This window comes from Roseateles sp. GW821-FHT03B02 (assembly GCF_059421025.1).
Genome location: NZ_JBWKUV010000001.1, coordinates 852,470 through 868,437, shown reverse-complemented (window position 1 = coordinate 868,437; position 15,968 = coordinate 852,470). Strand labels below are relative to the sequence as shown.

General features: G+C 71.5%; 16 protein-coding genes. 10 read left to right on the top strand and 6 right to left on the bottom strand.

Going from position 1 to position 15,968, the window contains the following annotated elements:
* Positions 1–64 precede the first annotated feature (64 nt).
* Positions 65–346, bottom strand: coding sequence for a BTH_I0359 family protein (locus AC07VX_RS03825; RefSeq protein WP_493163030.1), 282 nt, complete (start codon positions 344–346; stop codon positions 65–67).
* Positions 347–469: 123 nt separating this feature from the next.
* Entirely contained in the window at positions 470–1,363 is an 894-nt protein-coding gene (locus AC07VX_RS03820) for a DUF3108 domain-containing protein (RefSeq protein WP_493163031.1), read from the bottom strand.
* A gap of 34 nt (positions 1,364–1,397) precedes the next feature.
* Here AC07VX_RS03820 and AC07VX_RS03815 point away from each other — a divergent pair, with 34 nt between their 5' ends.
* Positions 1,398–2,171 (top strand): fumarylacetoacetate hydrolase family protein, encoded by a 774-nt coding sequence (locus AC07VX_RS03815; protein ID WP_493163032.1) that lies wholly within the window; start codon positions 1,398–1,400, stop codon positions 2,169–2,171.
* A complete protein-coding gene (locus AC07VX_RS03810) occupies positions 2,168–3,109 on the top strand; it encodes a nucleoside hydrolase (RefSeq protein ID WP_493163033.1) in 942 nt (313 codons plus the stop codon). Before AC07VX_RS03815 ends, AC07VX_RS03810 begins: the two co-directional genes overlap by 4 nt.
* Here AC07VX_RS03810 and AC07VX_RS03805 read toward each other — a convergent pair.
* Both AC07VX_RS03805 and AC07VX_RS03800 read right to left on the bottom strand, forming a co-directional pair.
* Complete coding sequence (locus tag AC07VX_RS03805; RefSeq protein WP_493163034.1) at positions 3,095–5,794, bottom strand: bifunctional acetate--CoA ligase family protein/GNAT family N-acetyltransferase; 2,700 nt, start codon at positions 5,792–5,794, stop codon at positions 3,095–3,097. The two genes, AC07VX_RS03810 and AC07VX_RS03805, sit on opposite strands and share 15 nt — an antisense overlap.
* 9 nt (positions 5,795–5,803) lie before the next feature.
* Positions 5,804–6,742 carry a histone deacetylase family protein gene (locus AC07VX_RS03800; protein ID WP_493163035.1) on the bottom strand — a complete coding sequence of 313 codons (939 nt, stop codon included), beginning with the start codon at positions 6,740–6,742 and terminating at the stop codon, positions 5,804–5,806.
* Between the two features lie 186 nt (positions 6,743–6,928).
* On the opposite strand from AC07VX_RS03800, the gene AC07VX_RS03795 reads away from it, so the two are divergent.
* Complete coding sequence (locus AC07VX_RS03795) at positions 6,929–7,609, top strand: DUF4197 domain-containing protein (protein WP_493163037.1); 681 nt, start codon at positions 6,929–6,931, stop codon at positions 7,607–7,609.
* Positions 7,610–7,644: 35 nt separating this feature from the next.
* The gene (locus tag AC07VX_RS03790; protein ID WP_493163038.1) at positions 7,645–8,463 is read left to right on the top strand and encodes a ProQ/FINO family protein; all 819 of its coding nucleotides are present in this window, start codon (positions 7,645–7,647) and stop codon (positions 8,461–8,463) included.
* Here the strand turns inward: AC07VX_RS03790 and AC07VX_RS03785 are convergent.
* Positions 8,448–9,830, bottom strand: a complete 1,383-nt coding sequence (locus tag AC07VX_RS03785) for a leucyl aminopeptidase family protein (RefSeq protein ID WP_493163039.1) — start codon at positions 9,828–9,830, stop codon at positions 8,448–8,450. The two genes, AC07VX_RS03790 and AC07VX_RS03785, sit on opposite strands and share 16 nt — an antisense overlap.
* Positions 9,831–9,980: 150 nt before the next feature.
* Between AC07VX_RS03785 and AC07VX_RS03780 the strand changes: the two genes are divergently transcribed.
* The 5 genes from AC07VX_RS03780 to AC07VX_RS03760 all read left to right on the top strand — a co-directional run bounded on the left by AC07VX_RS03780 (position 9,981) and on the right by AC07VX_RS03760 (position 14,112).
* Positions 9,981–10,163: a hypothetical protein gene (locus tag AC07VX_RS03780; RefSeq protein WP_493163040.1), complete on the top strand. Its 183-nt coding sequence runs from the start codon at positions 9,981–9,983 to the stop codon at positions 10,161–10,163.
* A 115-nt stretch (positions 10,164–10,278) separates the two neighbouring features.
* Entirely contained in the window at positions 10,279–10,851 is a 573-nt protein-coding gene (locus AC07VX_RS03775; protein WP_493163041.1) for a hypothetical protein, read from the top strand.
* Between the two features lie 4 nt (positions 10,852–10,855).
* The gene (locus AC07VX_RS03770; protein WP_493163042.1) at positions 10,856–11,404 is read left to right on the top strand and encodes a tRNA-uridine aminocarboxypropyltransferase; all 549 of its coding nucleotides are present in this window, start codon (positions 10,856–10,858) and stop codon (positions 11,402–11,404) included.
* Positions 11,405–11,413: 9 nt separating this feature from the next.
* Positions 11,414–13,504, top strand: a complete 2,091-nt coding sequence (locus tag AC07VX_RS03765; protein ID WP_493163043.1) for a protein-disulfide reductase DsbD family protein — start codon at positions 11,414–11,416, stop codon at positions 13,502–13,504.
* Positions 13,501–14,112 carry a redoxin domain-containing protein gene (locus tag AC07VX_RS03760; RefSeq protein ID WP_493163044.1) on the top strand — a complete coding sequence of 204 codons (612 nt, stop codon included), beginning with the start codon at positions 13,501–13,503 and terminating at the stop codon, positions 14,110–14,112. Before AC07VX_RS03765 ends, AC07VX_RS03760 begins: the two co-directional genes overlap by 4 nt.
* Here AC07VX_RS03760 and AC07VX_RS03755 read toward each other — a convergent pair.
* Complete coding sequence (locus tag AC07VX_RS03755) at positions 14,109–15,020, bottom strand: glutaminase (RefSeq protein WP_493163045.1); 912 nt, start codon at positions 15,018–15,020, stop codon at positions 14,109–14,111. The genes AC07VX_RS03760 and AC07VX_RS03755 overlap by 4 nt on opposite strands.
* 33 nt (positions 15,021–15,053) lie before the next feature.
* On the opposite strand from AC07VX_RS03755, the gene AC07VX_RS03750 reads away from it, so the two are divergent.
* Positions 15,054–15,956, top strand: a complete 903-nt coding sequence (locus AC07VX_RS03750) for a class I SAM-dependent methyltransferase (protein ID WP_493163047.1) — start codon at positions 15,054–15,056, stop codon at positions 15,954–15,956.
* Positions 15,957–15,968 lie beyond the last annotated feature (12 nt).

Below are 15,968 nucleotides of genomic sequence, written 5' to 3'. Positions count from 1 at the left end.
GGCGCGAACCCATCTTGTATCAGGCTTGGGCGCAGATCAATGTCAGATCCGCCCCCCAAAGTGTTCAGTGCATCACGACCGGCTGCTGGCCCATGACGGCGTAGCGCTCGATGAAGGCGTCGAGTTCGTCCTCGGACGGCTCGCCCTCGTCCATGATGGCTTGCACGCCCTGCTGGAAGGACTCGGCCAGCGCGCCCTCGATGAAGATTTCCTTGCGGGCGAACTTGTCGACGATCTCGAAACCGCCGCGGTTGAGCTGCGGACCGGCTTCGACAGCCTGCAACTCGGCGGTCGGCACGTCGAACTGGACGACGATGAAGCTGTCGGAGTTGTAGAGCATGTGCATGAAGTTCTCCTCGTGGCTTCAACTGCGGGTGGGGCCCGTGGTTTCAAGCCCCGCTCGGTTCAGATACTGGCAGAACGCCCCGCTGTTCGGGTCATCCCGCATGCCGACAACGTGTAGGAAGCGTCAGGAGTTCACAACGCTCAACACGATTTCGTAACCCCTGGTCTCCGGGTCGCCCTGGCGCAGACGCACCGGCCAGTAGCCGCGCGCCGGGTCCAGCCAGAGCTCGACGCCGGGGTCGCGCTCGCCCAGGGGTTGGCGGCGCAGATGCACGGAGCCCGCGTCTCCCGGCTCGGCGTCCACGGCCTCGAAGGTCCATTCGCGCAGTTCGCCGCGCAGCCCGGCCACCCAGACGCGCCAGCGCCCGCCCGGGGCAGGATTGGCCTGCACCAGCGCGGCGAGCTGCAGCCACCACGACAGCCGGTCCTGCGCGCCTTCGGGCAGTTCCAGCCGGGCCGGGCTGGCCGAGAAGCTGACGCGACGCTCCTCGGCATCGAAGTTGATGGCCTGGCGGTCCTGGCCGCTGCGCTGCAGCGCGAAGCGCTCCGGTGCCAGGCCGGCGCTGCCGGTGTGGCCCAGGCTTTCCCAGGCGGGCAGGGTGCGCTCACCGATGCGGCGGGTCAGGCGCAGGCTGTAGCGGCCGTCCGCCTCGGGGCGCCAGTCCAGCAGGGCCTCGCCGTCCTGGCCGCCCTGGCGCAGCCGGTATTGCCAGGCGGCGGGGCCGGCCAGGCGTAGCAGCGGTGTGTCGGGGGCCGGCGTCGGCATGTCCAGGGCTGGTTCGGGCGCCTTGGCGCTGGGCCGGGGTGAGCGGGCCTGGGGCGCCGGCAGCACGGGTGCCGCCGGCTCGGGCAAGGCCATCGGCAGGCTGGGCGGCTGCAGCAGCGCGACGCTGACGGCCCGCGCCGGCCGGGCGGCGTCCGCGCGCACCCGCTCGCCGCCCAGCAGTGCCGCGTGGGCGAGCAGGCTGGCCGCCAGCGCGAGCAGGGCGGCGCGGGGAGGGAGCAGGCCGGCGCGCATCGCACAATGCTGCCATCACCCAGACCTCCCGCCCATGAAACTCGCCAGCTACGCCGACGGCTCGCGCGACGGCCACCTCGTCGTCGTCTCGCGCGACCTGACCCAGGCCCACTACGCCACCGGCATCGCCACCCGCCTGCAGCAGGTGCTCGACGACTGGGGCTTCCTCGCGCCCCAGCTCGAAGACCTGGCCGTGCAGCTCAACCACGGCAAGCTGCGCCATGCCTTCGCCTTCGAGCCCGAAAAGTGCGTGGCGCCGCTGCCGCGCGTCTATGGCTGGGCGGTCGTCGATGCCGACGGCGGCGTGCAGCGCGAGGCGGGCAGCTTCTCGGCGCCGCGCCAGCCGCTGCGCGCGCCGGCCCAGGGCCAGGCGGTGCTGGCCGCCATCACGGGCGACCTCGCCGCCGCCAGCGACCCGGCCGCAGCGCTGGATGCGCTGCGCCTGCTGACCCTCGCGGTGGATTGGCGCATCGACGGCGAGCTGGTCGCCACCCAGGCCGCCCCGCTGGCCGTCACGCCCGACGAACTCGGCAGCGCCTGGAGCGCCGGACGCCTGCAGGCCCGGCTGCACCGCCTGCACAACGGCAGCAAGCAGGAGCCCCGCGACGTGGCGGCTGCGCCTGGCGAAGCGATCGCCCGGCTGGCCCGCCTGCGCGCGCAGCGGGCCGGCCAGGTGGCGGGCGCGGACCTCGGCGCCCTGGACCTGACGCTCGCGCCCGGCGACAGCCTGCACCTGGACCTCAAGACCGCCGAGGGCAGCAGCCTGTTCGGCGCCATCGACCTCGACATCGCCCCCGAAGCCCCATGAGCCGCCTGCCCATCATCATCGACACCGACCCCGGCCAGGACGACGCCATCGCGCTGCTGCTGGCCGCCGCCTCGCCCGAGCTGGAGCTGCTGGGCGTGACCACCGTGGCTGGCAACGTGCCGCTGGCGCTGACGACGCTGAACGCGCGCAAGGTCATGGAGCTGGCCGGCCGCCGCGACGTGCCCGTCTGCGCCGGCGCCGACCGGCCGCTGGACGTGCCGCTGGTCACCGCTGAGCATGTGCATGGCGATACCGGCCTGAACGGCGTCGAGCTGCCCGAGCCGACGCTGCCGGTCGACGCGCGCCACGCGGTGGACTTCATCATCCAGACGCTGCGCGAGCGGGAGGCCGGCACAGTGACGCTGTGCCCGCTGGGGCCGCTGACCAACATCGCGCTCGCCCTGCGCAAGGCGCCCGACATCGCCGCGCGCATCCGCCGCATCGTGCTGATGGGCGGTGGCTTCTTCGAGGGCGGCAACGTGACGCCCGCGGCCGAGTTCAACATCTACGTCGACCCGCGGGCCGCGCATGAGGTCTTCACCAGCGGCGTGCCGATCACGATGGCGCCACTCGACGTCACACACGAGGTGCTGACGACGGCCCAGCGCATCGCCGCCATCCGCGCGCTGCCCAACCGCGTCGGCGCCGTGGTCGCTGCTTGGATGGAATTCTTCGAGCGCTACGACGAAGAGAAATACGGCCAGGACGGCGGCCCGCTGCACGACCCCTGCGTGATCGCCTTCCTGCTCAAGCCCGAGCTGTTCACCAGCCGCGACTGCAATGTGCGCGTCGAGACGCAGAGCGAACTCACGCGTGGCATGACCGTCATCGACTGGTGGGCCGTGAGCGGCCTGTCGGCCAACGCCCAGGTGTTGCGTCACGCGGACGCGGACGGGTTCTTCGCGTTGCTGACCGAGCGCCTGTCAGCCCTGCAGTGAGCGCGTCACCAGCTTGAAGTCGGGGTCTTCGGGGAAGGGCTTCACGGTGAACCCGAGGCCGCGCATCAGCTTCAGCATGTCGCTGTTGTTGGTCAGCACCAGGCCTTCGATGTCGGCCAGGCCCATCTCGCGCGCCGCGTCGGTGATGCCTTCCATCAGCCGCGAGCCCAGGCCCTTGCCGCCGAAGTCGTCGGCCACCAGCAGGCTGAACTCGCAGCTGGTCTGGTCGGGGTTGGTGATGATGCGCGACACGCCGACGATGCGCTCGACTTCGTCGAACCCCCCGTCCTCGCGCGCCGCGCGTTCGGTGTAGACGGCCACCAGGGCCATCTCGCGGTCGTAGTCGATAAGCGTCAGGCGCGCCAGCAGCCCGGGCGGCAGCTCCTTGATGGCGCTGGCGAAACGGAAGTAGCGGCTCTCGGGCTTGAGGCCGCGCACCAGGTCCTGCAGCATCTGGGCGTCGTCGGGCCGCACCGGGCGCACGGTGACCTCGCCGCCACCGGCCAGCGGCCACACCTGCTCGAAGCGGGCCGGGTAGGGCAGGATGGCCAGGTGCGGGTAGTCGAAGGCGCGCGGGTTGCCGACCTGCTGGCCGGGTTGCAGCACCACGCGGGCGTCCACCGCGATGGCGCCGGTCTCGTCGACGATCAGCGGGTTGATGTCCATCTCGCGCAGCTGCGGGAACTCGCACACCATTTCGCTGACGCGCAGCAGCACGCGTTCCAGCGCTTCCATGTCGGCCGGCGCGCCGCCGCCCCGGCCTTCGGCCAGAGCCTCCGAGACACGCGCGCGCTCGATCAGGCGCCGCGCCAGGAACTGGTTCAGCGGCGGCAGCTCCATCGCGCGGTCGGCGATGAGTTCGATCATCGTGCCGCCAGCGCCGAAGACGATGGTGGGCCCGAAGGCCTCGTCCGTCACCAGGCCCACGCAGACCTCCTGGCCACGCCGGGCACGCGCCATCTTCTGCACCGTCACGCCGTTGATGCGCGCCTGCGGCTGCAGCCGCTTCACGCGGGCCACCATCTCGTTGTAGGTGTCGCGCGCGGCCGAGCCGCTCTGGATGTTCAGCGCCACGCCCTGCACGTCGCTCTTGTGGGCGATGTCGGGCGAGTCGATCTTCAGCGCGACGGGAAAGCCCATCTGCGTGGCCAGCATCATGGCCTCGTTGGCGCTGCGCGCCAGCACGGTCTGCGTGACCGGGATGTGGAAGGCCGCCAGCAGTGCCTTGCTCTCCATCTCGGTCAGCGTGCGGCGGCGCTCGGCCAGCACGCTCTCGATGAGCAGGCGCGCGGCCTCCACGTCCGGCTGCGCGAGGTTGGACATGGGCGGCGGCGTCTGCAGCAGCAGTTGCTGGTTGGCGTAGAAGCTGGCGATGTTGCCGAAGGCGCCCACCGCCGCCTCGGGGGTGCGGAAGTTGGCGATGGCCGCGTCGTTGAGCACGCGGCGCGCCTCCAGCACCGAGGCGTCGCCCATCCAGCAACCCAGCAGCGGCTTGGCCGTGGCGGCCTTGGCAGCGACGACGGCGTGGGCGATCTCGGTGGCGTCGGAGCCGATCTGCGGTGCGTAGACGGCGAGCAGGCCGTCTACGGCCGTGTCCTGCGCGGCGGCTTCGATGGCGGCGCGGAAGTGTTCGGGCGTGGCCGCGGCCGAGAGGTCGATGAGATCGGCCAGCGAGGCCAGCGGCGCGAGCTTGGGCGCCAGCGCCCGGGCGGTGTCGGCCGACAGCTTGCCCAGTTGCAGGCCGATCTCGCTGACCCAGTCCGCCGCCAGCACGCCGGGGCCGCCGCCGTTGGTGATGATGGCCAGCCTCTTGCCCACCGGGCGGTAGCGCGCGGCCAGGCATTTGGCGGCCGAGAACAGCTCCACGAAGCTGCGCACCCGCACCGCGCCGGCGCGGCGCAGCGCGGCGTCGAAGACGTCGTCGCTGCCGACGATGGCGCGGCTGTGGGTCAGCGCCGCCTCGTTGCCGGCGCTGCGCCGGCCGGCCTTCAGCACGACGACGGGCTTGGCGTGGGCGGCCGAGCGCAGCGCGCTCATGAAGCGGCGTGCACTGGAGATGCCTTCGAGATAGACGACGATGCTCTGCGTGCGCGTGTCGGCAGCCAGGAAGTCCAGCACCTGAGCCAGGTCCACCGCGGCATTGGGGCCTAGCGACACGACCTGGCTGAAGCCTACGCCGTTCTGGCGCGCCCAGTCCAGCATGGCCGAGGTCAGCGCGCCGGACTGCGACACCAGCGCCAGCGAGCCCTCGGCCGCCAGCGGGCCGGCGGCGCTCGCGTTGAGGTTCAGGTGCGGGCGCTGGAAGCCCAGGCAGTTGGGCCCGAGCAGGTGCACGCCCTCGCGGCGGGCGATGCGCTTGAGCTGGGCGGCCTGCTCAGGCTCGATGCCGTCGCTGACGATGAGCGCCGAGCGGCAGGCGATGCGGCCGGCCACCTCCAGCGCCGCGGCGATCTCGTCGGCCGGCAGCGCGATGACGGCCAGGTCGGCGCGCGAGCGGGCCAGCTCGCCCAGCGTGCCGGTGGTGTCGCCGTGCAGGAACTGCGGCGGGTGCGGCCCCGGCGCGGCCGTGAGGGCCGCGCGCAGCACGCGGGCCTGGCGGGTCTGGCGCTCGGGCTCGTCCGGCGGGCCGGCGAAGACGACCACCGAGCGGGGCATGAACAGCGGGGTCAGGAAATGGTTGTCCATCGTGGAACTCTAGTCGGCGCCGATCAGCACCTTGATGTGGGCCGCGGCGCTGCGTGCCAGCGGGTTGAGGACGTAGCCGCCCTCCAGGCAGGAGATGACGCGGCCGCGGCAGTGGCGCCAGGCCAGGTCCATCAGCTGGCGGGTGACCCAGGCGTAGTCGGTGTCGACCAGGCCGAGGTTGCCCATGTCGTCCTCGCGGTGGGCGTCGAAGCCGGCGCTGATGTAGATCAGCTCGGGCTGGAAGCGCTCCAGCGCCGGCAGCCAGTGCTCGGTGACGGCGGCGCGGAAATGCTCGCTGCCCGAGCGCGCGGCGAGGCCGACGTTGACCATGTTGGGCGCATCCTTCAGCGAGCGGGCATCGGGGCCGTTGAAGGGGTAGAGGCCGGTCTCGAAGATGCTGCACATCAGCACGCGCTCGTCGCCGGCCAGGATGTCCTCGCTGCCGTTGCCGTGGTGCACGTCGAAGTCGATCAGCGCCACGCGTTGCAGGCCGTGCTCATCCAGCGCGTGGCGTATGCCCACGGCGACGTTGTTGAAGAAGCAGAAGCCCATGGCCGCGTCGTGCTCGGCATGGTGGCCGGGCGGCCGCACGGCGCAGAAGGCCGATGGCACCTGGCCGGCGAGCACGAGGTCGGTGGCCAGCACGGCAGCACCCGCGGCGCGCAGCGCGGCGGGCACGGTGAAGCGGTTCATGCGGGTGTCCGGGTCCACCTGGGCGTAGCCCTCGGCGGGCGCGGCATCCAGCACGCGCTTCACGTGGAGGGCGGAGTGGGCGCGCTCCAGCTGGGCCGCGGTGGCCGGCGGCGCGTCATGCGGCAGCATGTAGTCCAGCAGGCCCTGGATGAGCAGCATGTCGGCGATGGCTCCCAGCCGCTCGGGGCATTCGGGGTGGCCCGGGCCCATCTCGTGGCGGGCGCAGTCGGGGTGGCTGATGTAGGCGGGCAGCATGGTCTTGTCTCCTGCGGCTCATGCTAGGCAGCCCCGGCTGGCGTGGCCTTGACCGAGAGCAAGCGCCGCCGAGTTCTTCGACCTGGCCGACCCGCGCATGTGCCGCCACAAGCGCGCTGCTGCACGTGGCCGCCTGAGTGCCGTCAGCGGTGGGAAGATGGGCCTCCCGACTTGCCGGAGATCGCCATGCAACGCCGCCTCATCGTCGCCAGTGCCCCCGCCCTGCTGCTTCTGCGTCCTGCCTGGGCGCTGAGCCTGAGCGAGGGCGATGCCAACGCGGGCATCCGCACCGCGCTGGAGCGCGGCGCCAACGCGGCCGTGGCGCTGCTGGGCCGGCCCGACGGTTTTCTCGGCAACCCCCTCGTCAAGATCGAGCTGCCGGGCTATCTGAAGGACGCTGCCAAGCTGCTCAAGGCCACCGGCCAGGGCGCCAAGCTGGATGAACTCGTCACCGCGATGAACCGTGCCGCCGAGGCCGCCGTGCCTGCGGCCAAGCCGTTGCTCGTCAAGGCCGTGAAGGACATGAGCGTCGAGGACGGGCTGAAGATCCTCAAGGGCGGCGACGACTCGGTGACGCAGTTCTTCGCCGGCAAGACACGCGAGCCGCTGGGCCAGCAGTTCCTGCCCATCGTCACCAGGGCCACCGAGAAGGTCTCGCTGGCCGACAAGTACAACGCCGTGGCCAAGAAGGCCGGCGGCTTCGGCCTCGTGAAGGGCGACGAGGCCAACATCCAGCAGTACGTGACGGCCAGGGCGCTGGACGGGCTCTACCGCATCATCGGCGAGGAAGAAAAGAAGATCCGCCAGGATCCGGTGGGCACCGGCAGCGCCATCCTGAAGAAGGTGTTTGGGGGCTTGGGCGGCTGAAGGACAATCGCCGGTTCCGCAAGCCGGCCCCGTTCATGAATTCCGATCTTCCCGAATCTGCTCCCGCTCCCGCCCCCGAGGCTTCCGAGGCTGCTGCTGCACCCGCCCCGGCCGCCGACGCGACGGCCGAGCTCAAGGCCTTGTTCCCGGCCCTGTTCACTGGCAAGCCCAAGCCCGTCAAGCTGCGCATCCAGGCCGACATCCAGGAGCGCGCGCCGGGCCGGTTCAGCAAGGCCCAGCTCAGCGCCTTCCTGCGCCGCCACACCGGCGGCACGGGCTATCTGATCGCGCTGACCCAGGCCAAGACCCGCTTCGACCTGGACGGCAACCCGGCCGGCGAGATCACCGAGGAGCACCTCAACGCCGCCAAGGAAGAGCTGACCCGCCGCAAGGGCTTGCGCCAGGAGCGCGAGCAGCAGGACCAGCAGCGCCACCAGCTGGAGGCGCAGCAGAAGCGCAACCGCGCCCAGCTGCTTTGGGATTTTGAACGCACGACGCTGACCGAGGCCAATTTCTGCGTGCTCAAGGGCGTGGTGCCCGAGGAACTGCCGGGCCTGCTGGAGATCGCCCGCAAGGAGCGCGCCGAGGCGCCGCCGGCACCGCCCCGTGAAGCACGCCGTGACGACCGTCGCCCGGAGGGCCGCGGCCCGCGCCGGCCCGAGCAGCGTCCGGAAGGCCGCCGCGAGCAGCCCCGCGGTGAGCGCCGCGAGGGCGGCCGCCCGCCGCAGCCGGGCCGCAAGCCCGGCCAGCCGCAGCAGCCCCGCCGCGATCAGGCGGCCAAGGCTGCGGCGCCTCAGGCCCAGCCGGCCGAACAGGCGCCGGCCGAGTCGCCCAAGGATCAGGCGCCCGAGTAACGCTGCTCCAGGTAGGCGAGCAGGGTGCGGATGGTCTGCGCCTCGCCGCCCACCGGCCGGCCGGCCCGCGGCGCGTCGTTCCAGGCGAACAGGTCGACGTGCAGCCAGTCCTGCTGGGCGGGCAGGAAGTCTTCCAGGAACAGCGCCGCATTGATGGCGCCGGCCAGCGCGCTCTTGCCGGTGTTGACGATGTCGCCGATTGAGCTCTCGATGCCGGCGTGATAGGGCGCCCACAGCGGCATGTGCCACAGCGGGTCGTCCAGCTTGAGGCCCAGGTCGACGAGGTCGCGCGCCGTGTCCATGTGCTTGGCGAAGAGCGCCGGCAGCTGGGCGCCCAGGGCCACGCGGGCCGCGCCGGTCAGCGTCGCCAGGTCGATGATGAGATCGGGCTTGCCCTCGGCGGCGTAGGCCAGCGCGTCGCACAGGATGACGCGGCCCTCGGCGTCGGTGTTGCCGATCTCGATGTGCAGGCCCTTGCGCGTCTTGATGACGTCGCCCGGCCGGTAGGCGTTGCCGGCGATCGAGTTCTCCACTGCCGGGATCAGCAGCTGCAGCCGCACCGGCAGCCGGAAAGCCATGATGAGGCCGGCCAGGCCCAGCGCGTTGGCCGCGCCGCCCATGTCCTTCTTCATCTGGCGCATGCCTTCGCCGCCCTTGATGTTCAGACCGCCGGTGTCGAAGCAGACGCCCTTGCCGACCAGGGACAGCTTGGGGTGCTTGGGGTTGCCCCAGTTCACCTCGATCAGCCGAGGTGAGCGCACGCTCGCGCGGCCAACTGCGTGAATGCTGGGAAAATTCTTCTTCAACAGCGCGTCGCCGACGGTTTCGGAGAAGCTGGCGCCGTACTGCCTGGCCAGCGCCTTGGCGGCGCCGGCCAGTTCAGCGGGGCCCATGTGTTCGGCCGGCGTGTTGACGAGGTCGCGCGTCGCCGCAATGGCGGCAGCCAGGGCCAGGCCGCGCTCGGCGTCGGCGCCGCCCTTCAGCGCCAGCGTCGCCGGCGCGCGCTTGGCCGGCTTGTAGAGGTCGAAGCGGTAGCCGCCCAGTTCCCAGGACATGGCCGCCGCCTCGGGCAGCAGGGCCAGGCCGGCGTCGTCGAGCTTGTAGACGCCTTCCGGCAGCGCCAGCGGCAGGTGGCTCAGCGCGAAGGGGTGGGCGGCGTGGGCCACGCCGGCAAAGACCCGGGCCAGGCGGCCGTCGGCGCCGGGCACCAGGGCGTGGCTGTCGGCGGCGCCGACGAAGCCCACCGTGGCCAGCCAGGACCGGGTGGCTTCGGGGAGGCCGGCGGCGAGGGCCGGCCAGGCGGCGCGGTCGACGACGGTGATGGGGGTGGCCTTGGCCGGGGGGGTCTTTTTCAGCTGGACGGTCATCGCGGGTCCTGGAATTCGCAGAGCCGGCATTGTCGGCAAAGCGGCTCGGCAAAGAAATGTGATGGACCTTGTCAACCGACCCGAAATGGCGTGCGTTGTGCCTCCCAATCGCGCCGGTTTCCGGGCCGCGAGACAGGCAAGACAGCCATCATGAAGATCCAGACCCGTACCGAAACCCAGCATCGCCGCCTCCCCGTGCCCGAGATGGGCGGGGCCTGGAGCGCCGAGGAATCCGTCGACAAGGGCCGCAAGCACGAGGCCTTCGACACGGGCTTCTACAGCGGCGAACGTCGCGGCCTGGCCCGCGCGATGCGCCTGGACCGCAAGCGCTGAGTCGCTCCCGCTCCTTCCAGCCCGCCATCCGGCCCCCGGATCGCGGGCTTTGTTTTGCCCCGATTGGGAAATCCTCCCGGATCCCGGGCGCCGGCTGCCGCGAGAATGCGCCCCCATGAAAGCCGCCCGCCGCTCCATCGCCTTCTTCTCAGGCGTCTTCCTCTACTGCTTCGGCGCCGGCGCCGCCATGAAGTACGCCAGCACCGGCCTGCCGCGCCAGGTCTATGTGCAGCTGGGCGGCCGCAGCAGCCTGCCCGTCATGCTGGGCGAGGCCATCGCCATCGTGGTGCTGCTCTTCATCGTGGCCACCATCTGGGCTTATGTGACGCTGCGCCCCCAGCGCCGCCGCCACCGGCCTTACATCGCCTGGATGATGTCCGGCGTCGGCACGGCCTGGGCCGGCTGGCTGATCTTCGGTGCCTTCAGCTTCGCGCTGAAGCCGCGCGCCTATTCGGCACCCTTGCAGAGCATGCTGCTGTCGTCCAACGCGGCGCCGCTGTTCGGCGCGTTGAACATCTTCGGCGTCGTCGCCGGCGTCTGGCTGGCCGGCTACTGGGCCAAGAAGCGCCAGATGGGCCTGCCCAGCACGCGTTCGCAGCGGCGCTCCCAGGAGGCTGGCGTGCAGGATGCGGGGGCCGACAGCACCGTGTCGACCGTCGGGCCCCAGACCGTCTCGCCGCCGCATTGAGGCCATGTCGCGCGCGGTCTGCCCGCGCTGCGGGCGCCCGGCGTCCACCTGCCTGTGCGCGACGCTGCCGCCGCCGCTGGCCCATCGCACCGAGCTGCTGATCCTGCAGCATCCGGCCGAGGCCGGCCATGCGAAGAACACGGCGGCGTTCCTGACCTTGGGCCTGCAATCCGTGCGCTTGCTGCGTGGCGAGGAGTTCGCTGCCACGCTGGCCGGCCCCGGCACGGCGCTGCTCTACCCCGGCGACGGCGAACCGGTTGCACCGGCCGACGTGCGGCGCCTGATCCTGCTCGATGGCAGCTGGCGCCAGAGCCGCCGCCTGCTGGCCGCCAACCCCTGGCTGGCCGCGTTGCCGCGCCTGGCTCTGCCGAAACTGCCGTCGCGCTACGCCATCCGCCGCGCCCACCGGCCCGGCCAGCTGTCCACCCTGGAGGCCGGCCTGCACGCGCTGGCGCACCTGGAGGGCGGAGCCCAGCGTTTCGAGCCGCTGTGGGCGGCCTTTGATCGCTTCGTTCAGGCCGGGCTTTACAGAAGGGAAATCGGTTTAGCCTAGGATTTCGGGATGTCATCCGCCCTGCGTCCCGTCTTCCTGGCCTTGCTGGCCGCCCCGCTGCTCGCGCTCGCCGCCCCACCCGAGGCCGCCACCGAGCATGTGCAGGCCCGCCTCGTGTCGGCCCAGACCGTGGTTGCGCCGGGCCAGCGCTTCACGGTGGCGCTGGAGCAGAACATCAAGGCGCACTGGCACACCTACTGGCTCAACCCGGGGGATTCCGGCCAGGCGACGACCATCGACTGGCAGGGTGCTCAGGCGGGCGCCATCCAGTGGCCCACGCCGTCCATCCAGGCCATAGGCCCCATCGTCAACTACGGCTACGAGGGCCGGCCGGCCCTGCTGGTGGACCTGACCGTGCCCGCGGATGCCAAGCCTGGCGGCCGCTTCAAGCCGACGGCCGAGGTGCGCTGGCTGGTCTGCAAGGACGTCTGCATTCCCGAGCAGGTGAGTCTGGGCCTGGACCTGCCCGTGGCGGCCGAAGCCAGGGCCGGTGCCGACGCGGCGCAGATCGATGAATGGCGTGCGGCCATTCCCAGGCCCGCACCCTTTGCAGTGCAGCTCAAGGCAGCGTCGCAGGGCGTGCGCCTGAGCGGCCCGAACGAGCGCGTCACCAAGGCCTATTTCTTTGCCGACACCTGGGGAGCCGTGGCGCACAGCGCGCCCCAGCCCCTCAGGCAGGACGGCAGCGGCTGGGCGCTGGAGATCCCGGCCGGCGACGAGCCGGTTAAGGCCGGCCAGCCCTTGTCCGGCGTCATCGTGCTGACGACGGCGGCCGGCGAGCAGGCCTGGACCGTTGCCGCCCCCATGCCCGAGGGCGCCGGCAAAGGCCCCGGCCCCGCCGACCTGTCGGCCCCGGGGGCCGAGGCCGCCGTGCCCGCGGTGGCGCCCGAGAGCGACCTGGGCCTGCTGCCTGCGCTGGCCCTGGCCTTGCTCGGCGGGCTGATCCTGAACCTGATGCCCTGCGTCTTCCCGGTGCTGTCCATCAAGGCGCTGGCCCTCGTGAACAAGGGCGACCACAAGGCCGAGGGCCTGGCCTACACGGCCGGCGTGCTGGCCAGCTTCGCGGTGCTGGCGGCCGTGCTGCTCGTGCTGCGCGCTGGCGGCCAGCAGGTGGGCTGGGGCTTCCAATTCCATTCGCCGGTGTTCGTGCTGGTCGTGGCTTACCTGCTGTTCTTCGTCGGTCTGAACCTGTCGGGCTTCTTCGAGTTCGGCGGCAGCTTCACCGGCATCGGCTCGGGCCTGGCCGAGCGCCGGGGGCTGGCCGGCAGCTTCTTCACCGGCGTGCTGGCGGCCGTGGTGGCCACGCCGTGCACGGCGCCTTTCATGGGCGCGGCGCTGGCCTTCGCGCTGGCTCAGCCGGCGGCCGTCATGCTGGCGGTCTTCCTGGCGCTGGGCCTGGGCCTGGCCTTGCCCTTCCTGGTGCTGGCCTTCTGGCCGGCGGCGCAGCGCTGGCTGCCGCGGCCGGGTGCCTGGATGGACAGGTTCAAGCAGTTCCTGGCCTTTCCCATGTTCGCCGCCGTCGTCTGGCTGCTGTGGGTGCTGGCCCAGCAGGCCGGGGCGGACGGCGTGGCGCTGGCGCTGGGCGGCCTGGTGCTGATCGCCTTCGGCCTCTGGCTGCGGCGCGTCAGCAAGAGTTTTCGTGGCGCCGTCTTCACGGGACTGAGCTTCCTGCTGGCCTTCAGCGTCGCCAGCTGGATCAGGCCGCTCGCGGCCGACGCCCATGCAGCGGCCACCGGATCGACCGTCGAGCCCTACAGCGCCGAGCGCGTGGCCGAACTCCGCGGTCAGAACAGGCCGGTGTTCGTCAATCTGACCGCGTCCTGGTGCATCTCCTGCCTCGTCAACGAGCGCGTGGCCCTGTCCCGCCCCGAGGTGAAGGACGCCTTTGCCAAGGCCGGCGTCGTCTACCTGAAGGGCGACTGGACCCGCGAGGACCCCGGGATCACCGCCGTCCTCAAGGCCCATGGCCGCTCCGGCGTGCCTCTCTACCTCTACTACGCACCGGGCGCCGCCGAGGCCCAGGTGCTGCCGCAGATCCTCACCCCCGGCCTCGTCATCGAGGCAGTCTCCTCTCCTGCAGCCTCCCGGAGTTCGACATGAAGAATCTGCTTCGCCGCGCGCTGATCGCGGCTGCCGTTGCCGCCCCCGTGCTGGCCCTGGCCAACGCCACGGTGGACGCGCCCGCGCCGGCCTTCACCGCCACGGCGGCCGACGGCAGCACCGTCAATCTGGCGGACTTCAAGGGCAAGACCGTCGTGCTGGAGTGGACCAACCACGACTGCCCCTTCGTCAGAAAACACTACGGCAGCGGCAACATGCAAGGCCAGCAGAAGGCCGCCACCGCCCAGGGCGTGGTCTGGCTGCAGGTCATCTCCTCGGCGCCCGGCCAGCAGGGCTTCGTCGACGGCGCCACGGCGCAGAAGCTCAACGCCGAGCGCGGCGCGGCGGCCACGGCCACGCTGCTGGACCCCAAGGGCGAACTCGGCCGGCTCTACGGTGCGCAGACGACGCCGCACATGTTCGTCATCAAGGGCGACGGCACGCTGGCCTACAAGGGCGGCATCGACAGCATCGCCACGTCCAAGGCCGAGGACATCGCCAGGGCCGAGCCCTTCGTGACCGAGGCGCTCGCCGCCGTGGCCACGGGCCGCAAGGTCGAGAAGGCGTCGACGCGGCCCTATGGCTGCAGCGTCAAGTACGCCGGCTAGAACACCGACAGTCCCGTCCTCGCGACGAACAGCTCCAGCGCCTGGCGCCCCAGCCACGAGTTGCCGGTGGCGTCCAGCGCGGGCGACCAGACGCACATTGAGAGCCGGTCGGGCACGATGGCGACGATGCCGCCGCCCACGCCGCTCTTGCAGGGCAGGCCGATGCGGAAGGCGAACTCGCCGGCCGCGTCGTAGGTGCCGCAGGTCAGCATCAGCGCGTTGATGCGGCGCGCCTGCGTGGCGCTGATGACCGGCGGGCCGGCCAGCGGATGCCGGCCGTCGCGGCACAGGAAGCCGGCGGCGCAGGCCACCTGTTCGCAGGTCATGCGGATGGCGCATTGGTGGAAATAGACGTCCAGCACCTCGGCCACGTCGTTGTCCAGCGTGCGGAAGCCCTTCATGAAGTTGGCCAGCGCGGTGTTGCGGTAGCCGGTATCGGCCTCCGACTGCGCCACCTCCGCATCCACCTGCACGGCCTCGCCGCACAGTCCGCCGAGCAGGCGCAGCAGCTGGGGCAGCGCATCCGCCTGGCTGACCAGCCGGTCCGCCACGGCGATGGCGCCGGCATTGATGAAGGGGTTGCGCGGGATGCCACGCTCCGACTCCAGCTGCACCAGCGAATTGAACGGGCTGCCCGAGGGCTCGCGGCCGATGCGCTCCCACAGCGCCTCGTCCAGCGCCTTGATCGCCAGCGTCAGCGAGAACACCTTGGACATGCTCTGGATGGAGAACGGCACGGCGCTGTCGCCGGCCTGGGCCACCTGCGCGTCGCAGGTGCGCAGCGCGATGCCGAACTGCAGCGGCGACACGCGCGCCAGCGCCGGGATGTAGCTGGCGACCTTGCCGCCCTGGCCCAGGCGCGGGCGCAGTTCGGCATCGATCTCGTCGAGGATGAGCTGGAAGTCCATGAAGGGGCATTCTGGACTTCAGAATGCCGACCCATGCAAGCCCTGCTCGACGCCATCGCCGCGATGGCGCAACTTCCTCAAGACGCCCAGCGCCTCTTCCACGGCCGCGGCGGCCTGCATCCAGGCTGCGAGCATCTCGCGCTGGACATCTACCCGCCGGTGCTGCTGCTGACCAGCTTCAGGCCGCTGGACGAGGCGGACCTGGCCGCGGTCGCCGCGGTGATCGCCGCGCGCTGGCCGGCGCAGCCCTGGGTCTACCAGTGCCGCGGCGAGCGCGCGGAAACGCGCCTGATGGCCGGCAGCGTGCCCGAGCCCCACGTCGTCACCGAGGCCGGCACGCGCTATGGCGTGCACCTGCTGCGCGGCCAGAACCATGGCCTCTTCCTGGACATGGCCGAGGGGCGGCGCTGGGTGCACGGGCATGTGAAGCCCGGCGCCAAGGTGCTCAACCTCTTTGCCTACACCTGCGCCTTCTCGGTCGTCGCAATGCAGGCCGGCGCGGCCGAGGTCACCAACGTGGACATGGCCTCCGGCGCCCTGGCCATCGGCCGCGGCAACCACGAGCTCAACGGCCTGCGCGGGTCCGGGGCGGGCGCCAAGTTCCTGGCCCACGACATCTTCAGCTCCTGGGGCAAGCTGACCCGTGGCGGGCCCTACGACCTCGTCGTCTGCGACCCGCCCAGCTTCCAGAAGGGCAGCTTTGTCGCCACCAAGGACTACGCCCGGCTGGCCCGGCGGCTGCCGGCGCTGCTGGCGCCTGGCGGGCTGGCGCTGCTGTGCCTGAATGCGCCCGAACTGGGCGCGGCCTTCCTGCGCGACGTCATGGCGGAGAACGCGCCGGCGCTGAGCTTCGTCGAGCGTGTGGCCAATCCGGCCGCCTTCGCGGACGTGTCGGAGGACCGCGCGCTCAAGGTGCTGGCCTACCGCGCGCCCTGAGGCGCGGTGCAG

Coding starts and splice junctions, on each gene's coding strand:
- AC07VX_RS03825 (WP_493163030.1), bottom strand. CDS start 346: ATGCACATGCTCTACAACTCCGACAGCTTCATCGTCGTCCAGTTCGAC.
- AC07VX_RS03820 (WP_493163031.1), bottom strand. CDS start 1,363: ATGCGCGCCGGCCTGCTCCCTCCCCGCGCCGCCCTGCTCGCGCTGGCG.
- AC07VX_RS03815 (WP_493163032.1), top strand. CDS start 1,398: ATGAAACTCGCCAGCTACGCCGACGGCTCGCGCGACGGCCACCTCGTC.
- AC07VX_RS03810 (WP_493163033.1), top strand. CDS start 2,168: ATGAGCCGCCTGCCCATCATCATCGACACCGACCCCGGCCAGGACGAC.
- AC07VX_RS03805 (WP_493163034.1), bottom strand. CDS start 5,794: ATGGACAACCATTTCCTGACCCCGCTGTTCATGCCCCGCTCGGTGGTC.
- AC07VX_RS03800 (WP_493163035.1), bottom strand. CDS start 6,742: ATGCTGCCCGCCTACATCAGCCACCCCGACTGCGCCCGCCACGAGATG.
- AC07VX_RS03795 (WP_493163037.1), top strand. CDS start 6,929: ATGCAACGCCGCCTCATCGTCGCCAGTGCCCCCGCCCTGCTGCTTCTG.
- AC07VX_RS03790 (WP_493163038.1), top strand. CDS start 7,645: ATGAATTCCGATCTTCCCGAATCTGCTCCCGCTCCCGCCCCCGAGGCT.
- AC07VX_RS03785 (WP_493163039.1), bottom strand. CDS start 9,830: ATGACCGTCCAGCTGAAAAAGACCCCCCCGGCCAAGGCCACCCCCATC.
- AC07VX_RS03780 (WP_493163040.1), top strand. CDS start 9,981: ATGAAGATCCAGACCCGTACCGAAACCCAGCATCGCCGCCTCCCCGTG.
- AC07VX_RS03775 (WP_493163041.1), top strand. CDS start 10,279: ATGAAAGCCGCCCGCCGCTCCATCGCCTTCTTCTCAGGCGTCTTCCTC.
- AC07VX_RS03770 (WP_493163042.1), top strand. CDS start 10,856: ATGTCGCGCGCGGTCTGCCCGCGCTGCGGGCGCCCGGCGTCCACCTGC.
- AC07VX_RS03765 (WP_493163043.1), top strand. CDS start 11,414: ATGTCATCCGCCCTGCGTCCCGTCTTCCTGGCCTTGCTGGCCGCCCCG.
- AC07VX_RS03760 (WP_493163044.1), top strand. CDS start 13,501: ATGAAGAATCTGCTTCGCCGCGCGCTGATCGCGGCTGCCGTTGCCGCC.
- AC07VX_RS03755 (WP_493163045.1), bottom strand. CDS start 15,020: ATGGACTTCCAGCTCATCCTCGACGAGATCGATGCCGAACTGCGCCCG.
- AC07VX_RS03750 (WP_493163047.1), top strand. CDS start 15,054: ATGCAAGCCCTGCTCGACGCCATCGCCGCGATGGCGCAACTTCCTCAA.